The following is a 19,585-nucleotide window of genomic DNA, read 5'->3' on the forward strand; positions in this document are numbered from 1 at the left end:
TCAATCTGGCCGGCTGATCATGCCGAACAGTGCGGGCGCGCCGCGACTGGCCGCTTGCGGCCGCTGGCTGCGAGAGAGTCTCAGATGCACGCGCAGCAGGTCGGCGGCAACCTCATATTGCCGGCTTTCCAGATGGTCGAGCATGGTGAGGTGCTCGCGCAGCGACTGCTTCAGCCGGAAGACGTTCACACCGGCATAGGTTCCCGGCAGCCGGCGCAGCCTGAGGTGGTCCGACAGCGCGTCGGCAACGAAGCGGTTGGCGGAACCATCGGCGATCATGCCGTGGAACTCGATATCCAGCCGCTGGAACTCCCTGGTGTCGAATGCCGCATCTGGTAGCGTTGCCAGTGCTTCCATGCCCAGGCGCAGTGCTGCCGCGCGAGCTCCATCCAGCCGGAACCCCGGTGTCAGAATGGCGGCTGGCTCCAGCAGCAACCGGAACTCGTAGCTCTCGCCTTGTGCCTCCGGATCGTCGGGCGCACGGCGAAACAGCCAGGATTGACCCGGCGCGCGATCGACGAGATTCTCCTCTGTCAGTCTCTGAAGCGCTTTTAGTACCGTCTTGCGTTCAGCTTCATAGCGCCGCATCAAGCCGACGACGGTCACCGTCTGGTCCAGCCGCCGCGCCGAACGGTCGCGCAGGATCGCCTCGGCCAGTTCGTCCTCAGCCGTGACAGGCAATTCCGCGGCAACGGCGGCTTGCGCGGTGAGGTCGGCAACCAGACGATAGCCGGTAGCGGCCTCCCAGCGCACCACGCCCTGTTCGGTGAGCAGGCGCAACGCCGCCCGCACCGGCGTCCGCGAGACATTGCAGAGCGAGGCAATCTGCTGTTCGGGCAGATGCGCGCCGGGCTCGAAGCCGCGCTGCCGGGCGACATCCAGGATGCGCTGGGCGAGGTCGAGATGGTTGGTGCGAGGTCGTCTGGCTGCCGCTTGCATGATTAGTCTCGTGAACGGACGTGACCGCCATGGTTGGCCGATCGCGAACGCAATCGGCCAGATTCCCTAGCCATCTGTCAAATTATGGATTGACGTACTTTTTTCTGCAATAGTACTGTCATTGCAATCGGCGAGAAAAAAGACCGGGGAACAGGATCGAGGCTGCGGCAGAACCGCGAACGCCGATCCCAAAACGAATTCGACGATCAACCGGAATGGGAGTCTGTCATGACCGCCACCGCTTTGCGGCACCGTTCGTACACAATGTCTTCAATCGCGCTTGGCCTTGCGCTGGCGCTGTCGGCGCCGGCCGCCGCGGCCGACCTCGTCATCTCCAACTGGGACGGCTACATGGCGCCCGATGCCATGGCCGCCTTCAAGACCGCGACCGGCGTTTCCGGCGAGGTCGTCGTGCATGCCACCAATGAGGAGATCATGGGCAAGCTCGTCGCCTCCGGTGGCAAGGGCTATGATGTGGTCTTCGTCTCCTCGCCCTTCGCCGAGGTGCTGAATAAGCTCGGCCTGACCGAGCCGATCGACCACGCCAAGGTCCCCAACCTCGCCAACCTCTATCCGGAAGCAACCAAGCTGCCGCACGATGTCGGCAATGCCTTTTCCGTGCCTTACACTTGGGGAACCACCGGCCTCTGCTACCGCTCGGATCTGGTTAAGACGGCGCCGACCAGCTGGAGCGATCTGCTCGCCCCGTCCGACGACCTCAAGGGCAAGACCACCATGCTGGCGACCGACCGCTGGCTGCTCGCCGCCGGCCAGCTTAACAAGGGATTTTCCGTCAACGAGACCGATCCGGCCAAGATGGCTGAGGTGAAGGACCTGCTGATCTCGGCCAAGAAGACCTTGCTCGCCTATGACGACACCACCTTCTACTCCAAGCTGGTATCGGGCGAGGCGCTGATGGTGCAGGCCTGGGACGGCTGGTGCAATTACGGCATCGCCGAGAAGCCCGAGATCAAATACGTCATCCCGAAGGAAGGTTCCGACCTCTGGGTCGACACGATGGTGGTGATGAAAGCTTCCGGGAACAAGGACGCCGCCTTCCAGTTCATAAATTTCATGCTCGACGCCAAGAACCACGCCTGGGCGGCGCAGAATATCGACTACAAGGTGCCGAACAAGCCGGCCATGGAAAGCCTGCCGGCCGATTTCCTGGCCAAATTCCCCAACATGGCGATGCCGGTGGCCGACCTGGTCAAGTTCGAGCAGCTGCGCGACGTCGGCGACGCCCAGCGCGACTATTCGAAGATCGTCAGCGAGATCAAAGCCGCACAGTAGGCGGCATCAAACTGATCACGGCCGACGGCGGACATCCACCGTCGGCCGCCGAATGCGGTTCGCAATCGTGTCCCAAACCAGACTTCGCTCCTCCTTGCTGATGGCGCCGGCGCTGGCCTGGCTGACCGCCCTGATGGTGGTGCCTTGCGCGCTGGTGCTGGCGCTCGCCTTCTTCCGGCGCGGCATCTATGGCGGCATCGAATACACATTCACGCTGGAGAATTTCGGGCTGGTGCTCGACCCGCTCTATGCCGGCATCTTCCTCAATTCGGCGCGCATCGCCGGCACGGCCACGCTCATCGCCGTCATCATCGGCTATGCCGCCGCCTATGCCATATCGGCCGCCCCCCGCCGGCTGCAGCCCGTGTTCCTGTTCTTCGCCGTGCTACCGTTCTGGTCGAACTACCTGATCCGCACCTATGCCTGGATCGTGCTGCTCAACCGCGAGGGCCTGATCACCCAGCTGTTGCGCTGGTTCGGCTATACCGGCGAACCGCCGTCGATGCTCTACACCGAAGGTGCCGTCATTGCCGGCCTGGTCTACAACTACCTGCCCTTCGTCATCCTCGCCTGCTACGCGCCGCTGTCGCGCCTCAATCCGGAACTCGCCGAAGCCTCGCGCGACCTCGGCGCGTCCGCCCTCACCACATTTCGGCGGGTTATCCTGCCACTGACCGTGCCCGGCATCGCCGCCGGCGCGGTCTTCGTCTTCGTGCTGTCGATCGGCAATTTCGTCACGCCGGCCCTGCTTGGCGGCGGCCGTTTCCAGATGATCGGCAACCTCGTCTATGACCAGTTCCTGACCGCCAATGACTGGCCCTTTGGCGCCGCACTCGCCATGGCACTGATCGCCATCATGTTGCTGGTTCTTATGACGCAGGCGCTGCTCGCCGATCGCGCCGCTGGCCGCGCGGCGGAAGCCAGCGGAGGCGCTAATGGCTGAGCGTTCCCCCGGCACGCGGCGCGCGCTCTGGCTCGTGCTGTCGCTCGTCTTCGCCTTCCTCTACATCCCGATCGCCGTGCTGGTGGCGCTTTCCTTCAACGAAGGCGGGCTGCCGACGGCATGGTCGGGCTTTTCGCTGAAATGGTATGCCTCGCTCGCCGGCAATGCGGCGATCCTGCAGGCTGCCCTCAACACACTGATCGTGGCGCTGGTCTCGACCGTCATCGCCACCCTACTCGGCACGCTGCTGGCGATCGGCGTCGAGATGCGCCGGCAGTACGGCAAGGGGCTGGAGGCGTTGATCTTCGCGCCGATGATCATCCCCGACATCGTGCTGGCCATCGCGCTGCTCTCGTTCTTCTCGATGCTCAACCTCACCATGGGCCTGCACACCATCATCCTTGCCCATGTCGTCTTCAATCTCGCCTTCGTCTGTTCGGTGGTGCGCGCGCGGCTGAAGAGTTTTGATTGGTCGATTGTCGAAGCCTCGGCTGACCTTGGCGCCTCCGCGCTCACCACCTTCAGGCGCGTGACGCTCCCGGTCATCCTGCCGGCAGTGATCGCCGGCGCGCTGCTTGCCTTCACCCTTTCGGTCGACGAGTTCATCATCGCCTTCTTCACTGCCGGCGCCGGGCGCGCCTCGACCACGCTGCCGATGCAGATCTACGCGATGATCCGTTTCGGCATCACGCCCGAGATCAACGCGCTGGCGACCATCGTCATGGCGGTCTCGATCACCGCGCTGACCCTGTCGCAGCGGCTCAACCGCGGAGTGATCGGCCAATGAGCGAACCGCGCACGCTGCTGGCCATCGACAAGGTGTCGAAGAATTTCGGTCGGGTGACCGCCGTCGACGGCATTTCCCTCGACATCCGCGAGAACGAGTTCTTCGCGCTGCTCGGTCCTTCCGGCTGCGGCAAGACCACGCTGTTGCGCATGCTGGCCGGCTTCGAGACGCCCAATGACGGGCGCATCCTGCTCGACGGACGCGACATCGCCAGAACTCCGCCCAACAAGCGGCCGGTCAATCTGATGTTCCAGTCCTATGCGCTGTTTCCGCATATGAGCGTCAGGGCCAATGTCTCCTACGGCCTGGAGATGGAGCGCTTGCCGGCGGCCGAAATCCGCACCCGCGTCGACGCCATCCTGGCGACGACCGAACTTGTCCCCTTCGCCGACCGCAAGCCGGAGCAATTGTCGGGCGGCCAGAAGCAGCGCGTCGCGCTCGCCCGGGCGCTGGTCAAGCGGCCGCGGCTGCTGTTGCTCGACGAGCCGCTCGGCGCGCTCGACAAGAAACTGCGGGGCGCCATGCAGCTCGAATTGAAGCGCCTGCAGCACGAGGTCGGCATCACCTTCGTCATCGTCACCCACGACCAGGAGGAATCGCTGGTCATGGCCGACCGCATGGCGGTGCTGAAGGATGGCCGGCTGCTGCAATGCGACACGCCGCACGCGATCTACGAACATCCTGCCGACCGCTTCGTCGCCGACTTCATCGGCGTGATGAATTTCGTGCCCGGCAAGGCGACCGCCGATGGCGTGCTGGCGGCCAACGGTTCGCGGGTCACGGGCAAGGTCCCCACAACACTTTCGCCTGGTGCTGCGGCGGTGGCATCGGTGCGGCCCGAGCGTATCCGGTTGTTCCCACAGGCTCAGACGGCCAACCGCATCGCCGGCACGGTCGAAGCGCTGGCGTATCAGGGGCTCGATCTGCAGCTGCACGTCAGCACCGCTTTGTCGCCAAAGCCGTTCCTGGTGCGCGTCACTGCCGATGCCGCCGACCGCCGGCCGGTCTCGGCAGGCGACACAATCGAACTCGGCTGGGATGCCGCCGACGTCAGAATTTTCGCAGATTGAAGGAGAAGCTTGATGGCGCAGAAGACGATCGCGTTTTTTCCCGAGGCGGCCTTTGGCCCGGCGCTCAATTCCGTCGGCATCGCCCAGGCGGTCGAGGCGCGCGGCCACAAGGCTGTGTTCCTGTCCGACCCCGGCTTCGTCGATGTCTACAAAGGTTATGGTTTCGAGGCCCATCCGGTGAACCTGTCGGAGCCGATGCCGCCGGAGCAAATGGCCAAGTTCTGGGAGGACTTCATCAACGGCCACATCCCGAACTTTCGCAAATCGCCCTACGACCAGGTCGACAATTATGTGAAGGATTGCTGGACGGCGATCGTCGACAGCGCCAAATGGGCGCAGAAAGACCTCCCCGGCGTGCTCGCGGCGATCAAGCCCGATGTCATCTGCGTCGACAACGTCATCCTGTTCCCGGCGATCAAGCAGTACGGCAAGCCCTGGGTGCGCGTCATTTCCTGCTCGGAAAACGAGATCGAGGACGAGGACATCCCGCCGCACCTCTCCGGCTGTGGCGAGAACGACCATGCCGGGCATCAGCGCTACCGCGATCATTTCAACGCTGTCATCAAGCCGATCCATGACGACTTCAACGCCTTCCTCGCTGCCAACAATGAGGCGCCCTATCCAATCGGCCAGTTCTTCGAGGCCTCGCCTTATCTCAACCTGTTGCTTTATCCCGAAGCGGCGAAATTCAAGCGCCGCCATCCGCTCGATCCGACAAAATTCCAGTATCTCGAAGGCTGCGTGCGGCAGGAAAAGCCCTACACCGTGCCAACCTTCGCCAAGAACAATGACGGGCCGCTGCTCTATGTCTCCTTCGGCAGCTTGGGCGCCGGCGATGTCGACCTGCTGAAGCGCATCATCGCCACGCTGGGCAAGACGCGCTACCGCGCGTTGGTCAATGTCGGCGGCTACAAGGACCAGTACACGGACGTGCCTGGTAACGTCATCGTCGAGAGCTGGTTCCCGCAGCCTTCGGTCATCCCGCAGGTCGATGCCGTGATCCACCATGGCGGCAACAACTCGTTCACCGAGTGCCTCTATTTCGGCAGGCCGGCCATCATCATGCCCTATGTCTGGGACGGCCACGACAACGCCACCCGGGCCGGCGAGATCGGCAGCGGTTTCGGCATGCCCCGCTACGACTGGAGCGATGCCGAGCTGATCGCCAAGATCGAGACCTGCCTGACCGATCCGGCGATGAAGGCCAAGCTGGCCAAGACCTCGGCGCAGATGCAGTCGCAGAACGGCCCGGAGAAGGCGGCCGGGCTGTTGGAGAGGCTGCTGAGAGCATGACGTTTGCCAGCGGAGCATCCGCATGACCTCCTCTGCACCCCATCTCCATCAGGCCTCGACCCGCACCGATCTCGTCGACTGGGGCACTCAGCCCGCCGCTCTGGATGGCGCTTCGCACTCCACCGGCAGGCTGGTGCACAAGGGGCCGAACAACCAGCCGGAATCCGGCATCTGGGTCTGCACGCCGGGCCGCTGGCGGTTGGCCATCCCACGCGACGAATTGTGCCATTTCGTCGCCGGCCGCGCGACCTACCGATCGGATGTCGGCGAGGTGATAGAAGTCTTTGCCGGAACCGTGGTCATGTTCCCTGCCGGCTGGACAGGCGAATGCACCGTGCATGAGACCATGCGCAACGTCTACATGCTGGCCTGAACAGCAACGGGGGAGCGTCACGACATGCCGACACCGCATTGGCCGAAGGTCTCGACCGTCGAACTGGACGACTGGGGCGCAAGCGCGTCGCCGATCGCCGGCTCGCCGCGCGCGTCAGGCAAGGTCCTGTTCCAGCACCCCGATGGGTCGAGCGAATGCGGCCTTTGGTCATGCACGCCCGGCACGCGCAATATCACCTTCGCTGCCGATGAGTTCTGCCATTTCCTGTCCGGGCGCGGCAGCTATGTTCGCGACAATGGCGAGCAGATCCCGGTCGAGGCCGGCACGCTGGTGTTCTTTCCCGCCGGCTGGACCGGCACCTCCATCATCACCGAAACGCTGACCAAGGCCTTCATGTGCCGGTGAGCACCGAAGCATTTTCAAGGACAATCGAAATGACAACGCCGATCATGCAATCCCCGCTCGCCATCACCGACCTCGTCGACTGGGGCGTCATCCCCACCATGATCGAAGGCCAATCCCGCACTTCGGGCAAGCTGCTCTACAAGGGGCCGGAAGGCCGCTCGGAATGCGGGCTGTGGGTGTGCACGCCAGGCAAGTGGCACTGCCACGTCACCCGTGACGAGTTCTGTCACTTCCTCGAAGGCCGCTGCACCTATGTGCATGAATCCGGCGAAGTGATCGAGATCGAGCCGGACACGGCTGCCTTCTTCCCGCAGGACTGGAAAGGCATCTGCACCGTCCATGAGACGATCAAGAAAGTCTACATGATCCGCTGAGCGGGCCTGAAAGGACGACCATGGATTTCTCCGCTGACCGGCCGGCTTTCTTCGTCAATCCGGATTACCGGCCGATGGCCGGCGCAAACAAACCAGTGATCGATCCGGCGACGCTGGAAACCGTCGGCTCCATCGCTGCCGCGGCCGACAGCGAGATCGATGCCGCGCTCAGCGCAGCGACGCTAGCGCAAGCCGCGTGGAAAAAACTCGACGCCAAGAGCCGCGCCAGGCATCTGCATGCCGTTGCCAACGCCATCGAGGCGGCCGACTTCACCCGCTGCGCCGAGCTGATGGTGCGCGAGATGGGCAAGCCCTACCCGGAGGCGATCGGCGAGATCGCCAATTGCGCGCCGATCTTCCGCTACTATGCCGAGATGGCGCGCGACGAGGCCGGCAAGGTCGCCGGCACGACGCAGGCCGGCTCGTTCCAATATGCACGCTACGAGCCTTACGGCGTCTCCGTACACATCATGCCCTACAATTTTCCGATCCTCCTGATGTGCTGGACGGTCGCTGCTTCGCTTGCCGCCGGCAACGCCTGCGTCATCAAGCCGGCCGAGGCGACAACGCTGTCGACGCTCGACTACATGACCGTGTTCCGTTCGCTGCCCGAGGGCCTCGTCTCCTGCCTGCCCGGCGGTGCCGCCACCGCACAGGCGCTGATCGCGTCCGACCGCACCCACGCCGTCGCCTTCACCGGCTCGGTCGCTGCCGGCAAGGCCGTCGCCGTGGCCTGCGCCGAGCGCATGAAGCCTTGCGTCATCGAGGCCGGCGGCAGCGATCCGCTGATCATCAGCGAGCACGCCCCGCTCGACGTGGCGGCCGCCGGCAGCGTCACCGCCGCCTTCCACCTCACCGGCCAGGTCTGCACCTCGGCCGAGCGCTTCTTCGTCGTCGACGCCGTGCATGACCGCTTCGTCGAGCTGTTCGCCGAAAAGACACGCGCGCTGCGCATTGGCAACGGGCTGGACAAGACCGAGATCGGACCACTGGTCAGTGAGGCCGCGCGGGCCAAAGTGATGCGGCTGGTCGACGACGCGATCACGCATGGCGCCAAGGCCGTCACCGGCGGGCGCATTCCGCCGGCGCACAACACCGGCTGGTTTTACGAGCCGACGATCCTGACCGGCGTCACTCCGGACATGGCGATCGTACGCGAGGAGTGTTTCGGGCCGGTCGCCGCGATCTGCCGGGTCAAAGATTTCGACGAGGCGATCCGGCTCGCCAACGACAGCCCCTTCGGCCTCGGCGCCTCGGTGTTCACCACCGACCTCGCCGAGGCACATGAAGCCGCCGAACGGCTCGAGGCCGGCATGGTCTGGGTCAACAACCCGCTGATCGACAATGACGCATTGCCCTTCGGCGGTTGGAAAGCCTCGGGCCTCGGCCGTGAACTCGGCCGCCAGGGGCTCGACGCCTTCCGCCGCTCGAAGATGGTGATCATCGACCATAAGCCCGAGGTCCAGGGCTGGTGGTACCCCTACCCCGACAGCTGGTTCCGCGAGACCGGCGGCCGTAAGCACATGTGAGGCGAGCGGCGCGACATGGCTCAGCCGATGCTTTCGCCGCCGTCGACCACCAGAGCCTGGCCGGTCATGAAGGACGAACGATCTGACACCAGGAACAGGATCGCTTCGGCGATCTCTTCCGCGCTCGCCCAACGTCCCATGGGGATCTTGGTGCGGACATAGGTCTCGATCGCCTCGCGCCCACCCATCTGGGCGATGAACGGATCGTTGAACGGCGTGTCGACCCAGCCCGGGCAGAGCGCATTGACGCGGACATTGTGCCTTGCATAGTCAAGCGACATCTGCCTGGTCATCGCCACCACGGCGTGCTTCGACGTCGCATAGGCGATCATCTCGCGGTCGTAGAACACGCCGGAATTCGAAGCGGTGTTGAGGATGACGCCGCCACCCTGCGCGATCATCGACGGCATGACGGTTCTCGCCGCCAGGAACTGCGCCCGCACATTGATCCGCCACGATGCGTCCATGCCGTCGGTGCCGACTTCCGTCAGCGTGCCGCCGACCTGGATGCCGGCATGGTTGTGCAAAATGTCGATCCGCCCGTGCTTGCCAATCGTACCGTTGATCAGCTGCTCGACTGCAATGTCGTCGTCGACATCGGTCGCCACGGCCTCGGCCCGGTCGCCCGCGGCGCGGATGGCGTGGGCTGTTGCTTCGCCGGCGACCTTGTCCCGATCGGCGATCACCACCAGCGCCCCCTCCCTGGCCATGATCATGGCGCCGGCGCGCCCGATGCCCGACCCGGCGCCCGTCACCACGGCGATGCGATCTCTCAGAATCATGATCCGTCTTTCAGTGTTTTCTTCGACGCAATTGCCATTGGGCAAGCACCACGAGCAGGACCGAGGCGACGAGCACGATCGTCGCGATGGCGTTGATTTCCGGCGTCACTCCGCGCCGGATCGACGCGAAGACATAGATCGGCAATGTCGTCTGCGCGCCCGCGACGAAGAAGGCGACGATGAAATCGTCGAAGGAGAAGGTGAAGGCGAGCAGGAAACCTGCAATCACCGCCGGCATGATCTGCGGCAGCACGATCGAGCGGAACGTCGTCAGCGGCGTGGCATAGAGATCGCTCGATGCCTCGACGAGGTTGCGGTCGAGGCTGCCGAGCCGCGTGCCGACGATCATCGCCACCAGCGCCATCGAAAACAGGCCGTGCGCGGCGATGATCGAGCCGTAGCCAAGCGCCAGGCGTGGCGGTTGGTCGTTTGGCCACAGCTCGGCGAGGAACGGATTGAGGACCCCGAACAGCTGGACGAGCGCCACCAGCGTCGAGATGCCGATGACGACACCTGGCACGACGATCGCCGCACCCAGCAGCGCGTCGAAGACGGCGCGCGTCCGCGCGCCGACCCGTTGCAGGCCAAGTGCTGCCGCCGTGCCGCAAAGCGCTGCCAGCAGGGCGCTGGTGGTGGCAATGAACAGGCTGTTCTTCAGCGCTTCGACCAGGAACGGGTTCGACAGCGCCTTGCCGTACCACTGCACCGAGAAGCCGGTGAACTCGCTGGCATGGTGGCCGGCGTTGAACGAGAACAAGACCACCAGCGCGATCGGCAGATAGAGGAAGGCAAACACCGCTACGACGAATGCGCGCATCAGATCAGATCCACTCTGCGCGCGCCCGAAAGCCGGGTCGAGATGCGGTTGGCGGCAATCAGCACCACCACCGAGACCAGGACCAGGGTGATGGCGATGGCCGATCCGAACGGCCAGTTGCGCGACTGCAGGAACAGGTCGACCAGCGCATTGCCGATGAAGAACACCTTGCCGCCGCCAAGCAGAGTCGGGATCAGGTATTCACCGAGCAGCAGGATCATCACCAGCGAGAAGCCTGTCATCACGCCGGGCAGCGACAGGCGCAGCGTCACGCCGAGGAATGTCGAGAGGGGCGCAGCACCCAGATCGGCGGAAGCCTCAAGCAGCCGGCGGTCGAGCCGTTCGAGGCTGACATAGATCGGCAGGATCATCAGCGGCAAATAGCCATAGACGATGCCGAGCAGCACCGCGCCCGGCGTATTGATCAGCCTGACATCCTCGATGCCGACAAGGGCGAGCAGCGCCGGAATGCCGCGTCCGCCAAGCACATACATCCAGGCATAGGTGCGCATCAGAAGGCTGGTCCAGAACGGGATAACGACCAGCGCCAGCAGGATCAGCCGCCACCGCTCCGGCGCCTTCAAGGCAAGGTAATAGGCGACCGGATAGGCCACGAGCAGACAGGCGAGCGCGCCAACGGGCGCCAGCACCATCGTGTTCCAGAAGGCGGTCGCCCGCGCCGGCAGATTGGCATATTGCGCCAGCGTGAAAGCGGCCTGGTAGCCGCCTTCCGGCGCCCGCTCGCCGACGCTGAAGATGGCGATGGCGACGAATGGCAGCACCAGGAACACCACCAGCCACAGCGCCGCGGGAGCGAGCAGCAGCGCGGTCAGGAGATTTTTGCGAAGGTGATTGCCGCGCATCGAAAAAACCGCTTCGGGACCGGCGGACATTTGCCCGCCGGTCGCATTGTCTGGATCGGGTTTGTGGCCGGTCTCGCTCAAGCCGACTTGAAGCGCGCCATCAATTCGGCGCGGCCAGGATCGGTCAGCGTCGCGGCGGCGCCGAACTCCAGCGGCTTCAACAGCTCAGCCGCCGGGTAGAGGATCGGATTGTCCAGCACCTCCTTCGGCAGCAGCGCGTTGACCCGCGCATCGGTCGACGGCGCGCCGTTGGCCAGGTGCTCCTTCACCGCGACCTTCGGGTTCATCAGATAGTTGAGCAGCGCGTAGCTGGCGGGCTTGTTCGGCGCATCCTTCGGGATGGCGTAGAAGTCGGTCCAGATCTCGCCGCCTTCCTTGCCCAGCACATAGGCGATCTCGGGAATATCGCGATTGAGCTGCGCTCCGTCATTGGTCCAGCACATCGTCATCCAGGCATCGCCGGCGCGCATCGAAGGCTGGTAGTCGCTCGACACCGCAAACAGATGCGGCTTGACCTTCAGCAGCAACTCTTCGGCCTTGGCCAGTTCGTCCGGCTTCAGCGAGTTGAACGAGTAGCCGTAATATTTCAGCGCATTGCCGATCGTGGTCAGTTGGTAGTCGTGCACCATGGTACGGCCGTCGCCTTCCGCCATGGCGGTGTCCCAGAACTCCTTCCAGCTGGTCATCGGCTTGGTCAGCTTCTTGGTGTTGACGGAAAAACCTGTGGTGCCCCAGTTCTTCGGCACCGCATAGGTTACGCCGTCGATCGTGCCTTCCGAGGTGAAGCGCGGGTCTTCCTGCGTGCCGTCGAAATTCGCCAGCTTCGCCATGTCGAGCGCTTCGATGATGCCGAGCTTCTTGTAGGTCGAGATCGTGTAGTTGGTCGGCACGAACAGGCTCCAGCCCGAGGCGCCGGCCTGCAGCTTGGCCAGCATCTCCTCGTTCGAGCCAAAGACGTTGACTTCGACCGCGACGCCTGTCTCGACCTTGAAGCTCTCGAAGGTCGCCGGGTCGTGATAGTTGGGCCAGGTGGCGATCGACATGCGGTCGCCGAGATTTTCCGCGGCGTATGCCGGCGTCGGCATGATGCCGAGTTCGCGCGCCATTACCGCCGTTGCAACGCCAAGGCCGGTGAGGCCGAGGAATTCGCGCCGGCCGATCGAGCCGCGCTTCAAGCGCATCAGTTGATCGACGAATTTCTCCGGGCTTATCGGCAGTCCGTCACGATAGGATTTCGACATGTTGGTTTTCCCTCTGGTTGGTCCCGTTGTTCTTGGGGTCCGGAAACGCCAGCGGCGTTCCGGCGGCAAAGCCGATGGCGACGGGTTCACCCGGCTTGAAGAGATTGCCCTGGCCGATCGGATGGTCGGCCTTGGCGAGCAGTGATCCGATGCCCTGGACCTCGATCGCATATTCCGCCGTCGAGCCAAGGAAGATGCGGTTGCGGACGATGCCAGTCAGCCGGCCGCTTCCCGGCGCGCCGAGGCTAAGCGATTCCGGGCGCAGGCTGACCGATACGGTCTCTCCCCGGCTGAGCGGCACCCGCTTGCGCGCGGCAATCACCGTGCCGTCGGCAAGCGCCACGTCGACCAGTTCACCGGAGTGCCCGGCGACCTTGCCAGGTAGGAGATTGGTCTTGCCGACGAAGTCCGCGACGAAGAGGTCGGCCGGCTCGTCATAGATCTCGCTCGGCTGGCCAAGCTGGACGATGCGTCCGCCATTCATGACGCAGACGAAATCGCTCATCGACAGAGCCTCCTCCTGATCGTGGGTGACAAGAACGAAGGTGATGCCGATTTCGCGCTGCAGGTTCTGCAGCTCGATCTGCATGTCGGTGCGCAGCTTCTTGTCGAGCGCCGCCAGCGGCTCGTCGAGCAAAAGCACCGCCGGTTTGTTGACCAGCGCGCGGGCCAGCGCAACGCGCTGTTGTTGGCCGCCGGAGAGCTCGTGGATCTTGCGGCGGCCATAGCCGTCCAGCCGCACCATGGCCAGCGCCTCGCCTGCCCTTGAGGAGATCTCGCGGGCCGACAGCCGCGGCCTTGCCTGGCGCAGCCCGTAAGCGATGTTGTCCTCGACATCGAGATGCGGAAACAGCGCGTATTGTTGGAACACCATGTTCACCGGCCGCCGATAGGGCGGCGTGCCGGCCATGTCGCGGCCACGGATGAACACCTGGCCTTCGCTGGGCTGTTCGAAACCGCCGATCATGCGCAGGCAGGTTGTCTTGCCGCAGCCGGAGGGACCCAGCAAAGCGACAAAGGCCGACGGCGGGATGGCGAGGTCGATGCCGCTGACCGCAGTCACGTTGCCATAGCGCTTTGTGACGCCGCGAAACTCGATGTCGGGCACTGCGGTCAAGGCTGCGAGCTCCAGCGACTGGACAATTTCGAAACGCTACCAGAGCCAATGGCGACTAGTATATACCTCGCCGGTGGTATATTTGACCTATTTTATCGTTTGGAGGGGTATGGATTGGGCGTCTCCCGCAGCGATGAATACAATGGGCTTGCCGCCGCCGTCGCGGCGACGCGCGAGACGGTCGGCGACCATTTCGGCAAGGCCATGGTCGACTGGCTGCGCGGCCATGTCGGCTTCGACCACTGTGTCGTCTTCGGCTATCGCGGTGCTTCGCGCCCGCCGCTGCTGTTCGAGACGTTCTCGCCGGCCGAGAGCCACGTCTTCGTCACGCTCTACCAGGAAGGGCCCTATCTGCTCGACCCGTTCCACCACGCGGCGGTCGAGCGCAAGGAAGGTTTCTGGCGCATGCGCGAACTGGCGCCGGACCGCTTCTATGCCAGCGAGTACTATCGCTCCTATTACAGCCAGACCAGGCTTGCCGAGGAGGTCGGCTTCTTCGTGCCGCTGCCGGGCAAGGATGCGCTCGTGCTCTCGCTGATGCGGCTGCGCGCTTCGGGTCCGTTCGGAACTGCCGACGCCAGGCTGCTGCGCGACATGGCGCCGGCGGTGATCAGCCTCGCCAGGCTGCGCTGGCCAGGCCTGCCGGCCGATGAACCGGCAACGATCCCGCGCGATGAGCAGGCTGCGGTCGCCAGCGACTTCGATCGCGCGCATATCTGGAAAAGCCTGTCGCTGACCTCACGCGAAAAGCAGGTCGTCGACCTGGTGCTTCAGGGCCACTCCACGGAATCGATCGCCAGGGCACTGCGGATCGTGCCGGGAACCGTGAAGGTCCATCGGCGCAACATTTACCGCAAACTCAAGATCAAGTCGCAGGCAGGCCTGTTCGCGCGCTTCGTCGAGATCATCGACGCGCAGATCGGCTCACCTCTGGGCTGAGAGGTTCGACCGTGGCAAAAACGGCGCTGGCCTCGCTGACGATGGAGACGTGATCCTTGGCGGCCTTGCCAGCGGCATTGCCGTCGCCACGCATGATCGCGGTGACGATGGCGTCGTGCTCCTGCCAGGATTTGGCGAGCCGCCCCGGCAACATGAATTGGGCGCGCCGGAACGGTGCCAGGCGGCTGCGCGTCATGATGGTCATCTCATAGACATGGGTGTTGTGAGCGCCACGATAGAGCCGGGTGTGGAACTCGGTATTGAAATACTCGTAGTCCTCTTCGGCGCCCAGTTGCACCAGCCGTGCCGAAGCCTGATGCTCGATCTCGAGCGAGCGGCGCTCGCCGCTGGTCATGCGCTCGGCCGAGAAGCGGGCGCAGATCGCCTCCAGTTCGGCCATGCTCTCGAACATCGAGGCGAGATGCTCCTGCGTCACCACGGCGACGATGGCGCCCCGGTTGGGCCGTCGTTCGACCAGCCCTATGGCGCTCAACTGGCCGAGCGCTTCCCTGACGGGCGTGCGTGAGACATCGAAGCGCGCGGCGAGCGAGGTTTCGTCGAGCTTTTCGCCCGGGCGCAGGAAGCCGGTGACGATGCGGTCGCTGATCGCCCTCACCATCTGATCGACGGTCGTGCCCGACCTGATCAAGCTGCGCTTTCCCGACACGTCTCCTCCGTCCAGTCTTTTGCAGGCCAGTCCTTTTGCAACTCAAGGGCCTGTTTCGACTCGGCTTCTCCACTCTATGCCTCAATTTTAATCTACATGTCAAACTGACTATATTCAAAGCAAAAAGTGCATGCAATTGCCTCTCGCTTGTGCATGAGATCACGCGCCTCTCACTGATTTTATTGCGTAAATTATCATTTTTGAACTGGCACAGTGATTGCATGCACTTTCCTGAGAAGGCGTTAACCGACCCGGAAAGGGTCCTACAGGGGAGCATAAGAGATGACCGACAAATTCATGCTTAGCCGCCGCCAGTTGCTCAAGACCTCCGCCGCCGGAGCCGCACTTGGGCTGGCCTCGGCATCCTTTCCGATCGGCAGGGCGTTCGCCGCCGCCGCCACCGTTGGCTTCATCTATGTCGGGCCGAAGGACGACTATGGCTACAACCAGGCGCATGCCGAGGGTGCCGCCGCACTGAAGGGCGTCGAGGGCATCTCCATCGTCGAGGAAGAGAACGTCCCCGAGACGGTCGACGTCCAGAAGACGATGGAATCGATGATCAACCTCGACGGCGCCTCGCTGATCTTCCCGACCTCCTTCGGCTATTTCGACCCGCATATGCTCGCCATGTGCGCGAAATTCCCCGACGTCCAGTTCCGCCATTGCGGCGGCATGTGGAACAAGGACAAGCATCCGATGAATGCCGGCTCCTATTTCGGCTATATCGGCATGGGCCAGTACCTGAACGGCGTCGTCGCCGGCCACACCTCGAAGTCGAAGAAGCTCGGTTTCGTCGCCGCCAAGCCGATCCCGCAGGTCCTGCTTAACATCAACTCCTTCCTGCTTGGCGCGCGCTCGGTCGACCCGACCATCACCTGCCAGGTGATCTTCACCGGCGAGTGGTCGCTGGCGGTCAAGGAGGCGGAAGCCACCAACGCGCTGGTCGACCAGGGCATCGATGTCGTTACCTGCCATGTCGACAGCCCCAAGGTGGTCGTCGAGACCGCCGCCGGCCGCGGCGCCTTTGTGTGCGGCTACCACGCCAACCAGAGCCCGCTGGCGCCTGAGAAATACCTGACCGGCGCCGAATGGAACTGGGCCAAGGTCTACAAGATGTTCGTCGACGACCTCATCGCCGGCAAGCCGCTGCCCAATTTCACCCGCGGCGGACTGGCCGACGGCTTCGTCAAGATGAGCCCGCTCGGCCCCGCCGTCAGTGAGCCGGCGCGCAAGCAGTTCGACGCCACGCTGGCCGAAATGATGAAGGGTGGCTTCTCCGTCATCAAGGGCCCGCTGAAGAGCAACAAGGGCGGCGTCGTCGCGACCGAAGGCCAGGCCTTCGCCGAGACCGCCATCGAGCTCGAAAGCATGGACTATCTCGTCGAGGGCGTCGTCGGCTCGACCGCCTGAACCGGACGGAGGCGGCAACATGACAGACACGGTGGCAGGCGTGCCGGCGACGTTCGGTGCCAGGGGTCATCCGGCGGCGCTCGAATGGATCGCCCGGCGGGCGGAAGCCTTCGTCATTCCGATCGCGGCGCTGATCGTCGGCATGGTGTTGTTCAGCCTGTTCATCCTGGCTGTCGGCAAGTCGCCGGTCCAGCTCTATGAAACGATGTGGCGCGGCGGCTTCGGCTCGTGGTTCTCGATCCAGAACTCGCTGTCGCGCGCCGCTCCCTTGCTGCTGGCGGCGCTGTGCGTGGCGCTGCCGGCCCGGCTCGGCCTCGTCGTCATCGGCGGCGAGGGCGCCATCGTGCTCGGCGGCGTCGCCGCCGCGGCAGCCGGCACCGCGCTCAGCGGTGCCCCTTCCTTCATCGTCATTCTCGTCATGGGCGTGGCGGGCATGGCCGCCGGCGGCATCTGGATCGGTGCCGTCGGCGCGCTCCGCCATTACCGCGCCGTCAACGAGACCATCTCCAGCCTGCTGATGGCCTATATCGCCATCGCGCTGATGAACCAGTTGGTCGAAGGGCCGCTGCGCGACCCGGCCTCGCTCAACAAGCCCTCGACCCAGCCGCTGGCCGACATCTACCGCATCGGCAACATGCCGGGCATGGAGGTGCATTGGGGCCTTGCCGTCGGCGTCGTCGCCTGCGTGCTGTCCTGGGTGCTGATCGAAAAGACCCGCTGGGGCTTTGCCGCCCGCATCGCCGGCGGCAATGTCCGGGCGGCCCAGGTGCAGGGGTTGGCCGTCGGCTCGCTGATCGTCGGCTTTACCGGCCTGGCCGGCGCCTTCGCCGGTCTCGCCGGAATGCTGGAGGTCGCGGCCGTGCAGGGCAGCGCCAACGCCTCGCTCGCCGCCGGCTATGGCTATACCGGGATCCTCGTCGCCTTCCTTGCCCGCCACAATCCGCTGGCCATCGTCCCGGTCGCCTTCCTGCTCGGCGGCATCGATGCGTCCGGCGGACTGATCCAGCGCCGCATGGACCTTCCCGACGCCACCGTACTGGTGCTGCAGGGCATGCTGTTCATCGTCATCCTGTTCAGCGAGACCGTCTACGGCCGCTTCAAGGCTTTCAACCCCGACCTCTGGCAAAGGAGCAGCTGATGGACGCCACCGGGATCGGCCTCTGGGGCGTGCCGCTCGCCATCCTCGGCGGTGCCATCCGCGTTTCTACGCCCTTCATCTTTGTATCGCTCGGCGAAGCCATCACCGAGCGCTCCGGCCGCATCAACCTTGGCCTCGAAGGCACGCTGGTGTTCGGCGCCATGAGCGCCTATGCGGTCGCGGTGATGACCGGCTCGCCCTGGCTCGGCCTCATCGCCGCCGCCTTCGGCGGTCTCTGCTTCGGCCTGTTCCACGGCTGGATCTGCAAATTCCCGAAGGTCAACGACATCGCCATCGGCATTGCCCTGATGCTGTTCGGCTCGGGCCTCGCCTTCTTCTTCGGCAAGCCCTTCATCCAGCCCTCGGCGCCCGACCTGCCGGCCATTCCCTTCGGTGGCTGGTCGGACATTCCGCAGGTGCAGGCCGCCCTCGACGTCAACGTGCTGTTCCTGATCGGCGCCGCACTGGCAGTGTTCCTGTGGTGGGCCTTCCGCAACACCCGCGCCGGCCTGATCCTGCGCGTCGTCGGCGACAGTTCCGACGCGGCGCGCGCCATGGGCCTCGACCCGAACACGGTGCGCCTTACCGCCACCGGCGTCGGCGGCGCGCTGGCCGGCATCGGCGGCGCCTATCTGTCGCTCTACTATCCCGGCAGCTGGACCGAAGGCATCTCCTCGGGGCAAGGGCTGATGGCGGTGGCGCTGGTCATCTTCGCGCGCTGGAACCCGCTCGGCTGCTTTGCCGCCGCCCTTCTGTTCGGCGGCGCCGGCGCGCTCGGGCCGGCGCTGCAGTCGGTCGGCGTCACGCAAGGCTACTACCTCTTCTATGCCGCGCCTTACATCCTCACCCTCGTCATCATGATCGCCACCTCGTCGCCGAGCCGCTCGCTCGCCGGCGCGCCGGGCGAATTGTCGATCACCAAATGAGACCGGAGGTTTTGCCATGAACGCCAGAACCGGAATCACCCAGCGCTACATCGACGCCGATCCCTATCCATGGCCCTACAATGGCGATCTGAGGCCAGACAACACGGCGCTGATCATCATCGACATGCAGACCGATTTCTGCGGGCCGGGCGGCTATGTCGACCACATGGGCTACGACCTGTCGCTGGTCCGCGCCCCGATCGAGCCGATCAAGTCGGTTCTGTCGGCGATGCGCGCCAAGGGCTACACCATCATCCACACCCGCGAAGGGCACCGGCCCGACCTCGCCGACCTGCCGGCCAACAAGCGCTGGCGCTCGCGCCGCATCAATGCCGGCATCGGCGATCCCGGCCCCTGCGGGCGCATCCTGGTGCGAGGCGAGCCGGGCTGGGACATCATCCCCGACCTCTATCCGGCCGAGGGCGAGCCGATCATCGACAAGCCGGGCAAGGGCTCGTTCTGCGCCACCGACCTGGAGTTGATCCTCAACCAGCGCGGCATCGCCAACATCGTTCTGACTGGCATCACCACCGATGTCTGCGTCCACACCACCATGCGCGAGGCCAACGACCGCGGCTTCGAATGCGTGATGCTGGAGGATTGCTGCGGCGCCACCGACTACGGCAATCATCTGGCCGCCATCAAGATGATCAAGATGCAGGGCGGCGTGTTCGGCGCGGTGTCGAACGCGGCCGCACTCGTGGCCCAGCTGCCGTGA

21 protein-coding genes are annotated in these 19,585 nt (G+C 64.5%); 14 read left to right on the forward strand and 7 right to left on the reverse strand.

The window, feature by feature from the left end:
- Window positions 1–939: a GntR family transcriptional regulator gene (locus ACSQ3Z_RS23395; protein ID WP_436173622.1), complete on the reverse strand. Its 939-nt coding sequence runs from the start codon at window positions 937–939 to the stop codon at window positions 1–3.
- A 228-nt stretch (window positions 940–1,167) separates the two neighbouring features.
- Here ACSQ3Z_RS23395 and ACSQ3Z_RS23400 point away from each other — a divergent pair, with 228 nt between their 5' ends.
- The 9 genes from ACSQ3Z_RS23400 to ACSQ3Z_RS23440 all read left to right on the forward strand — a co-directional run bounded on the left by ACSQ3Z_RS23400 (window position 1,168) and on the right by ACSQ3Z_RS23440 (window position 8,967).
- Window positions 1,168–2,232, forward strand: a complete 1,065-nt coding sequence (locus tag ACSQ3Z_RS23400) for a polyamine ABC transporter substrate-binding protein (RefSeq protein ID WP_436173623.1) — start codon at window positions 1,168–1,170, stop codon at window positions 2,230–2,232.
- 100 nt (window positions 2,233–2,332) lie between these two features.
- Complete coding sequence (locus ACSQ3Z_RS23405) at window positions 2,333–3,175, forward strand: ABC transporter permease (protein WP_436173969.1); 843 nt, start codon at window positions 2,333–2,335, stop codon at window positions 3,173–3,175.
- Complete coding sequence (locus tag ACSQ3Z_RS23410; protein WP_436173624.1) at window positions 3,168–3,962, forward strand: ABC transporter permease; 795 nt, start codon at window positions 3,168–3,170, stop codon at window positions 3,960–3,962. Before ACSQ3Z_RS23405 ends, ACSQ3Z_RS23410 begins: the two co-directional genes overlap by 8 nt.
- Window positions 3,959–5,032 carry an ABC transporter ATP-binding protein gene (locus tag ACSQ3Z_RS23415; protein WP_436173625.1) on the forward strand — a complete coding sequence of 358 codons (1,074 nt, stop codon included), beginning with the start codon at window positions 3,959–3,961 and terminating at the stop codon, window positions 5,030–5,032. Before ACSQ3Z_RS23410 ends, ACSQ3Z_RS23415 begins: the two co-directional genes overlap by 4 nt.
- Before the next feature lie 12 nt (window positions 5,033–5,044).
- Window positions 5,045–6,325, forward strand: coding sequence for a glycosyltransferase (locus ACSQ3Z_RS23420; protein ID WP_436173626.1), 1,281 nt, complete (start codon window positions 5,045–5,047; stop codon window positions 6,323–6,325).
- 22 nt (window positions 6,326–6,347) lie between these two features.
- Entirely contained in the window at window positions 6,348–6,698 is a 351-nt protein-coding gene (locus ACSQ3Z_RS23425; protein ID WP_436173627.1) for a cupin domain-containing protein, read from the forward strand.
- A 24-nt stretch (window positions 6,699–6,722) separates the two neighbouring features.
- Entirely contained in the window at window positions 6,723–7,064 is a 342-nt protein-coding gene (locus tag ACSQ3Z_RS23430; protein WP_436173628.1) for a cupin domain-containing protein, read from the forward strand.
- Window positions 7,065–7,093: 29 nt separating this feature from the next.
- Entirely contained in the window at window positions 7,094–7,438 is a 345-nt protein-coding gene (locus tag ACSQ3Z_RS23435; protein WP_436173629.1) for a cupin domain-containing protein, read from the forward strand.
- A gap of 20 nt (window positions 7,439–7,458) precedes the next feature.
- Window positions 7,459–8,967 carry an aldehyde dehydrogenase family protein gene (locus ACSQ3Z_RS23440; protein WP_436173630.1) on the forward strand — a complete coding sequence of 503 codons (1,509 nt, stop codon included), beginning with the start codon at window positions 7,459–7,461 and terminating at the stop codon, window positions 8,965–8,967.
- Window positions 8,968–8,987: 20 nt separating this feature from the next.
- Here ACSQ3Z_RS23440 and ACSQ3Z_RS23445 read toward each other — a convergent pair whose 3' ends face one another.
- Genes ACSQ3Z_RS23445 through ACSQ3Z_RS23465 form a run of 5 tightly spaced genes read right to left on the reverse strand, consistent with a single transcriptional unit; the run spans window position 8,988 to window position 13,787 of the window.
- On the reverse strand, window positions 8,988–9,749 hold the full coding sequence (locus ACSQ3Z_RS23445; protein WP_436173631.1) for an SDR family NAD(P)-dependent oxidoreductase: 762 nt from the start codon (window positions 9,747–9,749) through the stop codon (window positions 8,988–8,990).
- Between the two features lie 10 nt (window positions 9,750–9,759).
- On the reverse strand, window positions 9,760–10,566 hold the full coding sequence (locus ACSQ3Z_RS23450; RefSeq protein ID WP_436173632.1) for an ABC transporter permease: 807 nt from the start codon (window positions 10,564–10,566) through the stop codon (window positions 9,760–9,762).
- Entirely contained in the window at window positions 10,566–11,459 is an 894-nt protein-coding gene (locus ACSQ3Z_RS23455; RefSeq protein WP_436173633.1) for an ABC transporter permease, read from the reverse strand. The genes ACSQ3Z_RS23450 and ACSQ3Z_RS23455 overlap by 1 nt, the downstream gene beginning before the upstream one ends.
- A gap of 47 nt (window positions 11,460–11,506) precedes the next feature.
- Complete coding sequence (locus tag ACSQ3Z_RS23460) at window positions 11,507–12,670, reverse strand: ABC transporter substrate-binding protein (RefSeq protein ID WP_436173634.1); 1,164 nt, start codon at window positions 12,668–12,670, stop codon at window positions 11,507–11,509.
- A complete protein-coding gene (locus ACSQ3Z_RS23465; RefSeq protein ID WP_436173635.1) occupies window positions 12,651–13,787 on the reverse strand; it encodes an ABC transporter ATP-binding protein in 1,137 nt (378 codons plus the stop codon). Before ACSQ3Z_RS23465 ends, ACSQ3Z_RS23460 begins: the two co-directional genes overlap by 20 nt.
- 114 nt (window positions 13,788–13,901) lie before the next feature.
- Here ACSQ3Z_RS23465 and ACSQ3Z_RS23470 point away from each other — a divergent pair, with 114 nt between their 5' ends.
- A complete protein-coding gene (locus ACSQ3Z_RS23470) occupies window positions 13,902–14,726 on the forward strand; it encodes a LuxR C-terminal-related transcriptional regulator (RefSeq protein WP_436173636.1) in 825 nt (274 codons plus the stop codon).
- On the opposite strand, the gene ACSQ3Z_RS23475 is transcribed toward ACSQ3Z_RS23470, so the two are convergent.
- On the reverse strand, window positions 14,692–15,375 hold the full coding sequence (locus ACSQ3Z_RS23475; protein ID WP_436173637.1) for a GntR family transcriptional regulator: 684 nt from the start codon (window positions 15,373–15,375) through the stop codon (window positions 14,692–14,694). The two genes, ACSQ3Z_RS23470 and ACSQ3Z_RS23475, sit on opposite strands and share 35 nt — an antisense overlap.
- A 300-nt stretch (window positions 15,376–15,675) precedes the next feature.
- Between ACSQ3Z_RS23475 and ACSQ3Z_RS23480 the strand changes: the two genes are divergently transcribed.
- The 4 genes from ACSQ3Z_RS23480 to biuH are packed head-to-tail and all read left to right on the forward strand — an operon-like array spanning window position 15,676 to window position 19,585.
- Window positions 15,676–16,803: a BMP family ABC transporter substrate-binding protein gene (locus ACSQ3Z_RS23480; protein WP_436173638.1), complete on the forward strand. Its 1,128-nt coding sequence runs from the start codon at window positions 15,676–15,678 to the stop codon at window positions 16,801–16,803.
- A gap of 19 nt (window positions 16,804–16,822) precedes the next feature.
- Window positions 16,823–17,941, forward strand: a complete 1,119-nt coding sequence (locus ACSQ3Z_RS23485) for an ABC transporter permease (protein WP_436173639.1) — start codon at window positions 16,823–16,825, stop codon at window positions 17,939–17,941.
- A complete protein-coding gene (locus ACSQ3Z_RS23490) occupies window positions 17,941–18,867 on the forward strand; it encodes an ABC transporter permease (RefSeq protein ID WP_436173640.1) in 927 nt (308 codons plus the stop codon). Before ACSQ3Z_RS23485 ends, ACSQ3Z_RS23490 begins: the two co-directional genes overlap by 1 nt.
- 16 nt (window positions 18,868–18,883) lie before the next feature.
- Entirely contained in the window at window positions 18,884–19,585 is a 702-nt protein-coding gene (biuH, locus tag ACSQ3Z_RS23495) for a biuret amidohydrolase (RefSeq protein ID WP_436173641.1), read from the forward strand.

The sequence above is a fragment of the Mesorhizobium sp. LjNodule214 genome (assembly GCF_964252735.1).
Taxonomy (GTDB): Bacteria; Pseudomonadota; Alphaproteobacteria; order Rhizobiales; family Rhizobiaceae; genus Mesorhizobium.

Bases quoted from the DNA above. Each gene is read 5' to 3' on its own strand.
- ACSQ3Z_RS23395 (WP_436173622.1), bottom strand. From the start codon at position 939: ATGCAAGCGGCAGCCAGACGACCTCGCACCAACCATCTCGACCTCGCC.
- ACSQ3Z_RS23400 (WP_436173623.1), top strand. From the start codon at position 1,168: ATGACCGCCACCGCTTTGCGGCACCGTTCGTACACAATGTCTTCAATC.
- ACSQ3Z_RS23405 (WP_436173969.1), top strand. From the start codon at position 2,333: ATGGCGCCGGCGCTGGCCTGGCTGACCGCCCTGATGGTGGTGCCTTGC.
- ACSQ3Z_RS23410 (WP_436173624.1), top strand. From the start codon at position 3,168: ATGGCTGAGCGTTCCCCCGGCACGCGGCGCGCGCTCTGGCTCGTGCTG.
- ACSQ3Z_RS23415 (WP_436173625.1), top strand. From the start codon at position 3,959: ATGAGCGAACCGCGCACGCTGCTGGCCATCGACAAGGTGTCGAAGAAT.
- ACSQ3Z_RS23420 (WP_436173626.1), top strand. From the start codon at position 5,045: ATGGCGCAGAAGACGATCGCGTTTTTTCCCGAGGCGGCCTTTGGCCCG.
- ACSQ3Z_RS23425 (WP_436173627.1), top strand. From the start codon at position 6,348: ATGACCTCCTCTGCACCCCATCTCCATCAGGCCTCGACCCGCACCGAT.
- ACSQ3Z_RS23430 (WP_436173628.1), top strand. From the start codon at position 6,723: ATGCCGACACCGCATTGGCCGAAGGTCTCGACCGTCGAACTGGACGAC.
- ACSQ3Z_RS23435 (WP_436173629.1), top strand. From the start codon at position 7,094: ATGACAACGCCGATCATGCAATCCCCGCTCGCCATCACCGACCTCGTC.
- ACSQ3Z_RS23440 (WP_436173630.1), top strand. From the start codon at position 7,459: ATGGATTTCTCCGCTGACCGGCCGGCTTTCTTCGTCAATCCGGATTAC.
- ACSQ3Z_RS23445 (WP_436173631.1), bottom strand. From the start codon at position 9,749: ATGATTCTGAGAGATCGCATCGCCGTGGTGACGGGCGCCGGGTCGGGC.
- ACSQ3Z_RS23450 (WP_436173632.1), bottom strand. From the start codon at position 10,566: ATGCGCGCATTCGTCGTAGCGGTGTTTGCCTTCCTCTATCTGCCGATC.
- ACSQ3Z_RS23455 (WP_436173633.1), bottom strand. From the start codon at position 11,459: ATGTCCGCCGGTCCCGAAGCGGTTTTTTCGATGCGCGGCAATCACCTT.
- ACSQ3Z_RS23460 (WP_436173634.1), bottom strand. From the start codon at position 12,670: ATGTCGAAATCCTATCGTGACGGACTGCCGATAAGCCCGGAGAAATTC.
- ACSQ3Z_RS23480 (WP_436173638.1), top strand. From the start codon at position 15,676: ATGACCGACAAATTCATGCTTAGCCGCCGCCAGTTGCTCAAGACCTCC.
- ACSQ3Z_RS23485 (WP_436173639.1), top strand. From the start codon at position 16,823: ATGACAGACACGGTGGCAGGCGTGCCGGCGACGTTCGGTGCCAGGGGT.
- ACSQ3Z_RS23490 (WP_436173640.1), top strand. From the start codon at position 17,941: ATGGACGCCACCGGGATCGGCCTCTGGGGCGTGCCGCTCGCCATCCTC.
- biuH (WP_436173641.1), top strand. From the start codon at position 18,884: ATGAACGCCAGAACCGGAATCACCCAGCGCTACATCGACGCCGATCCC.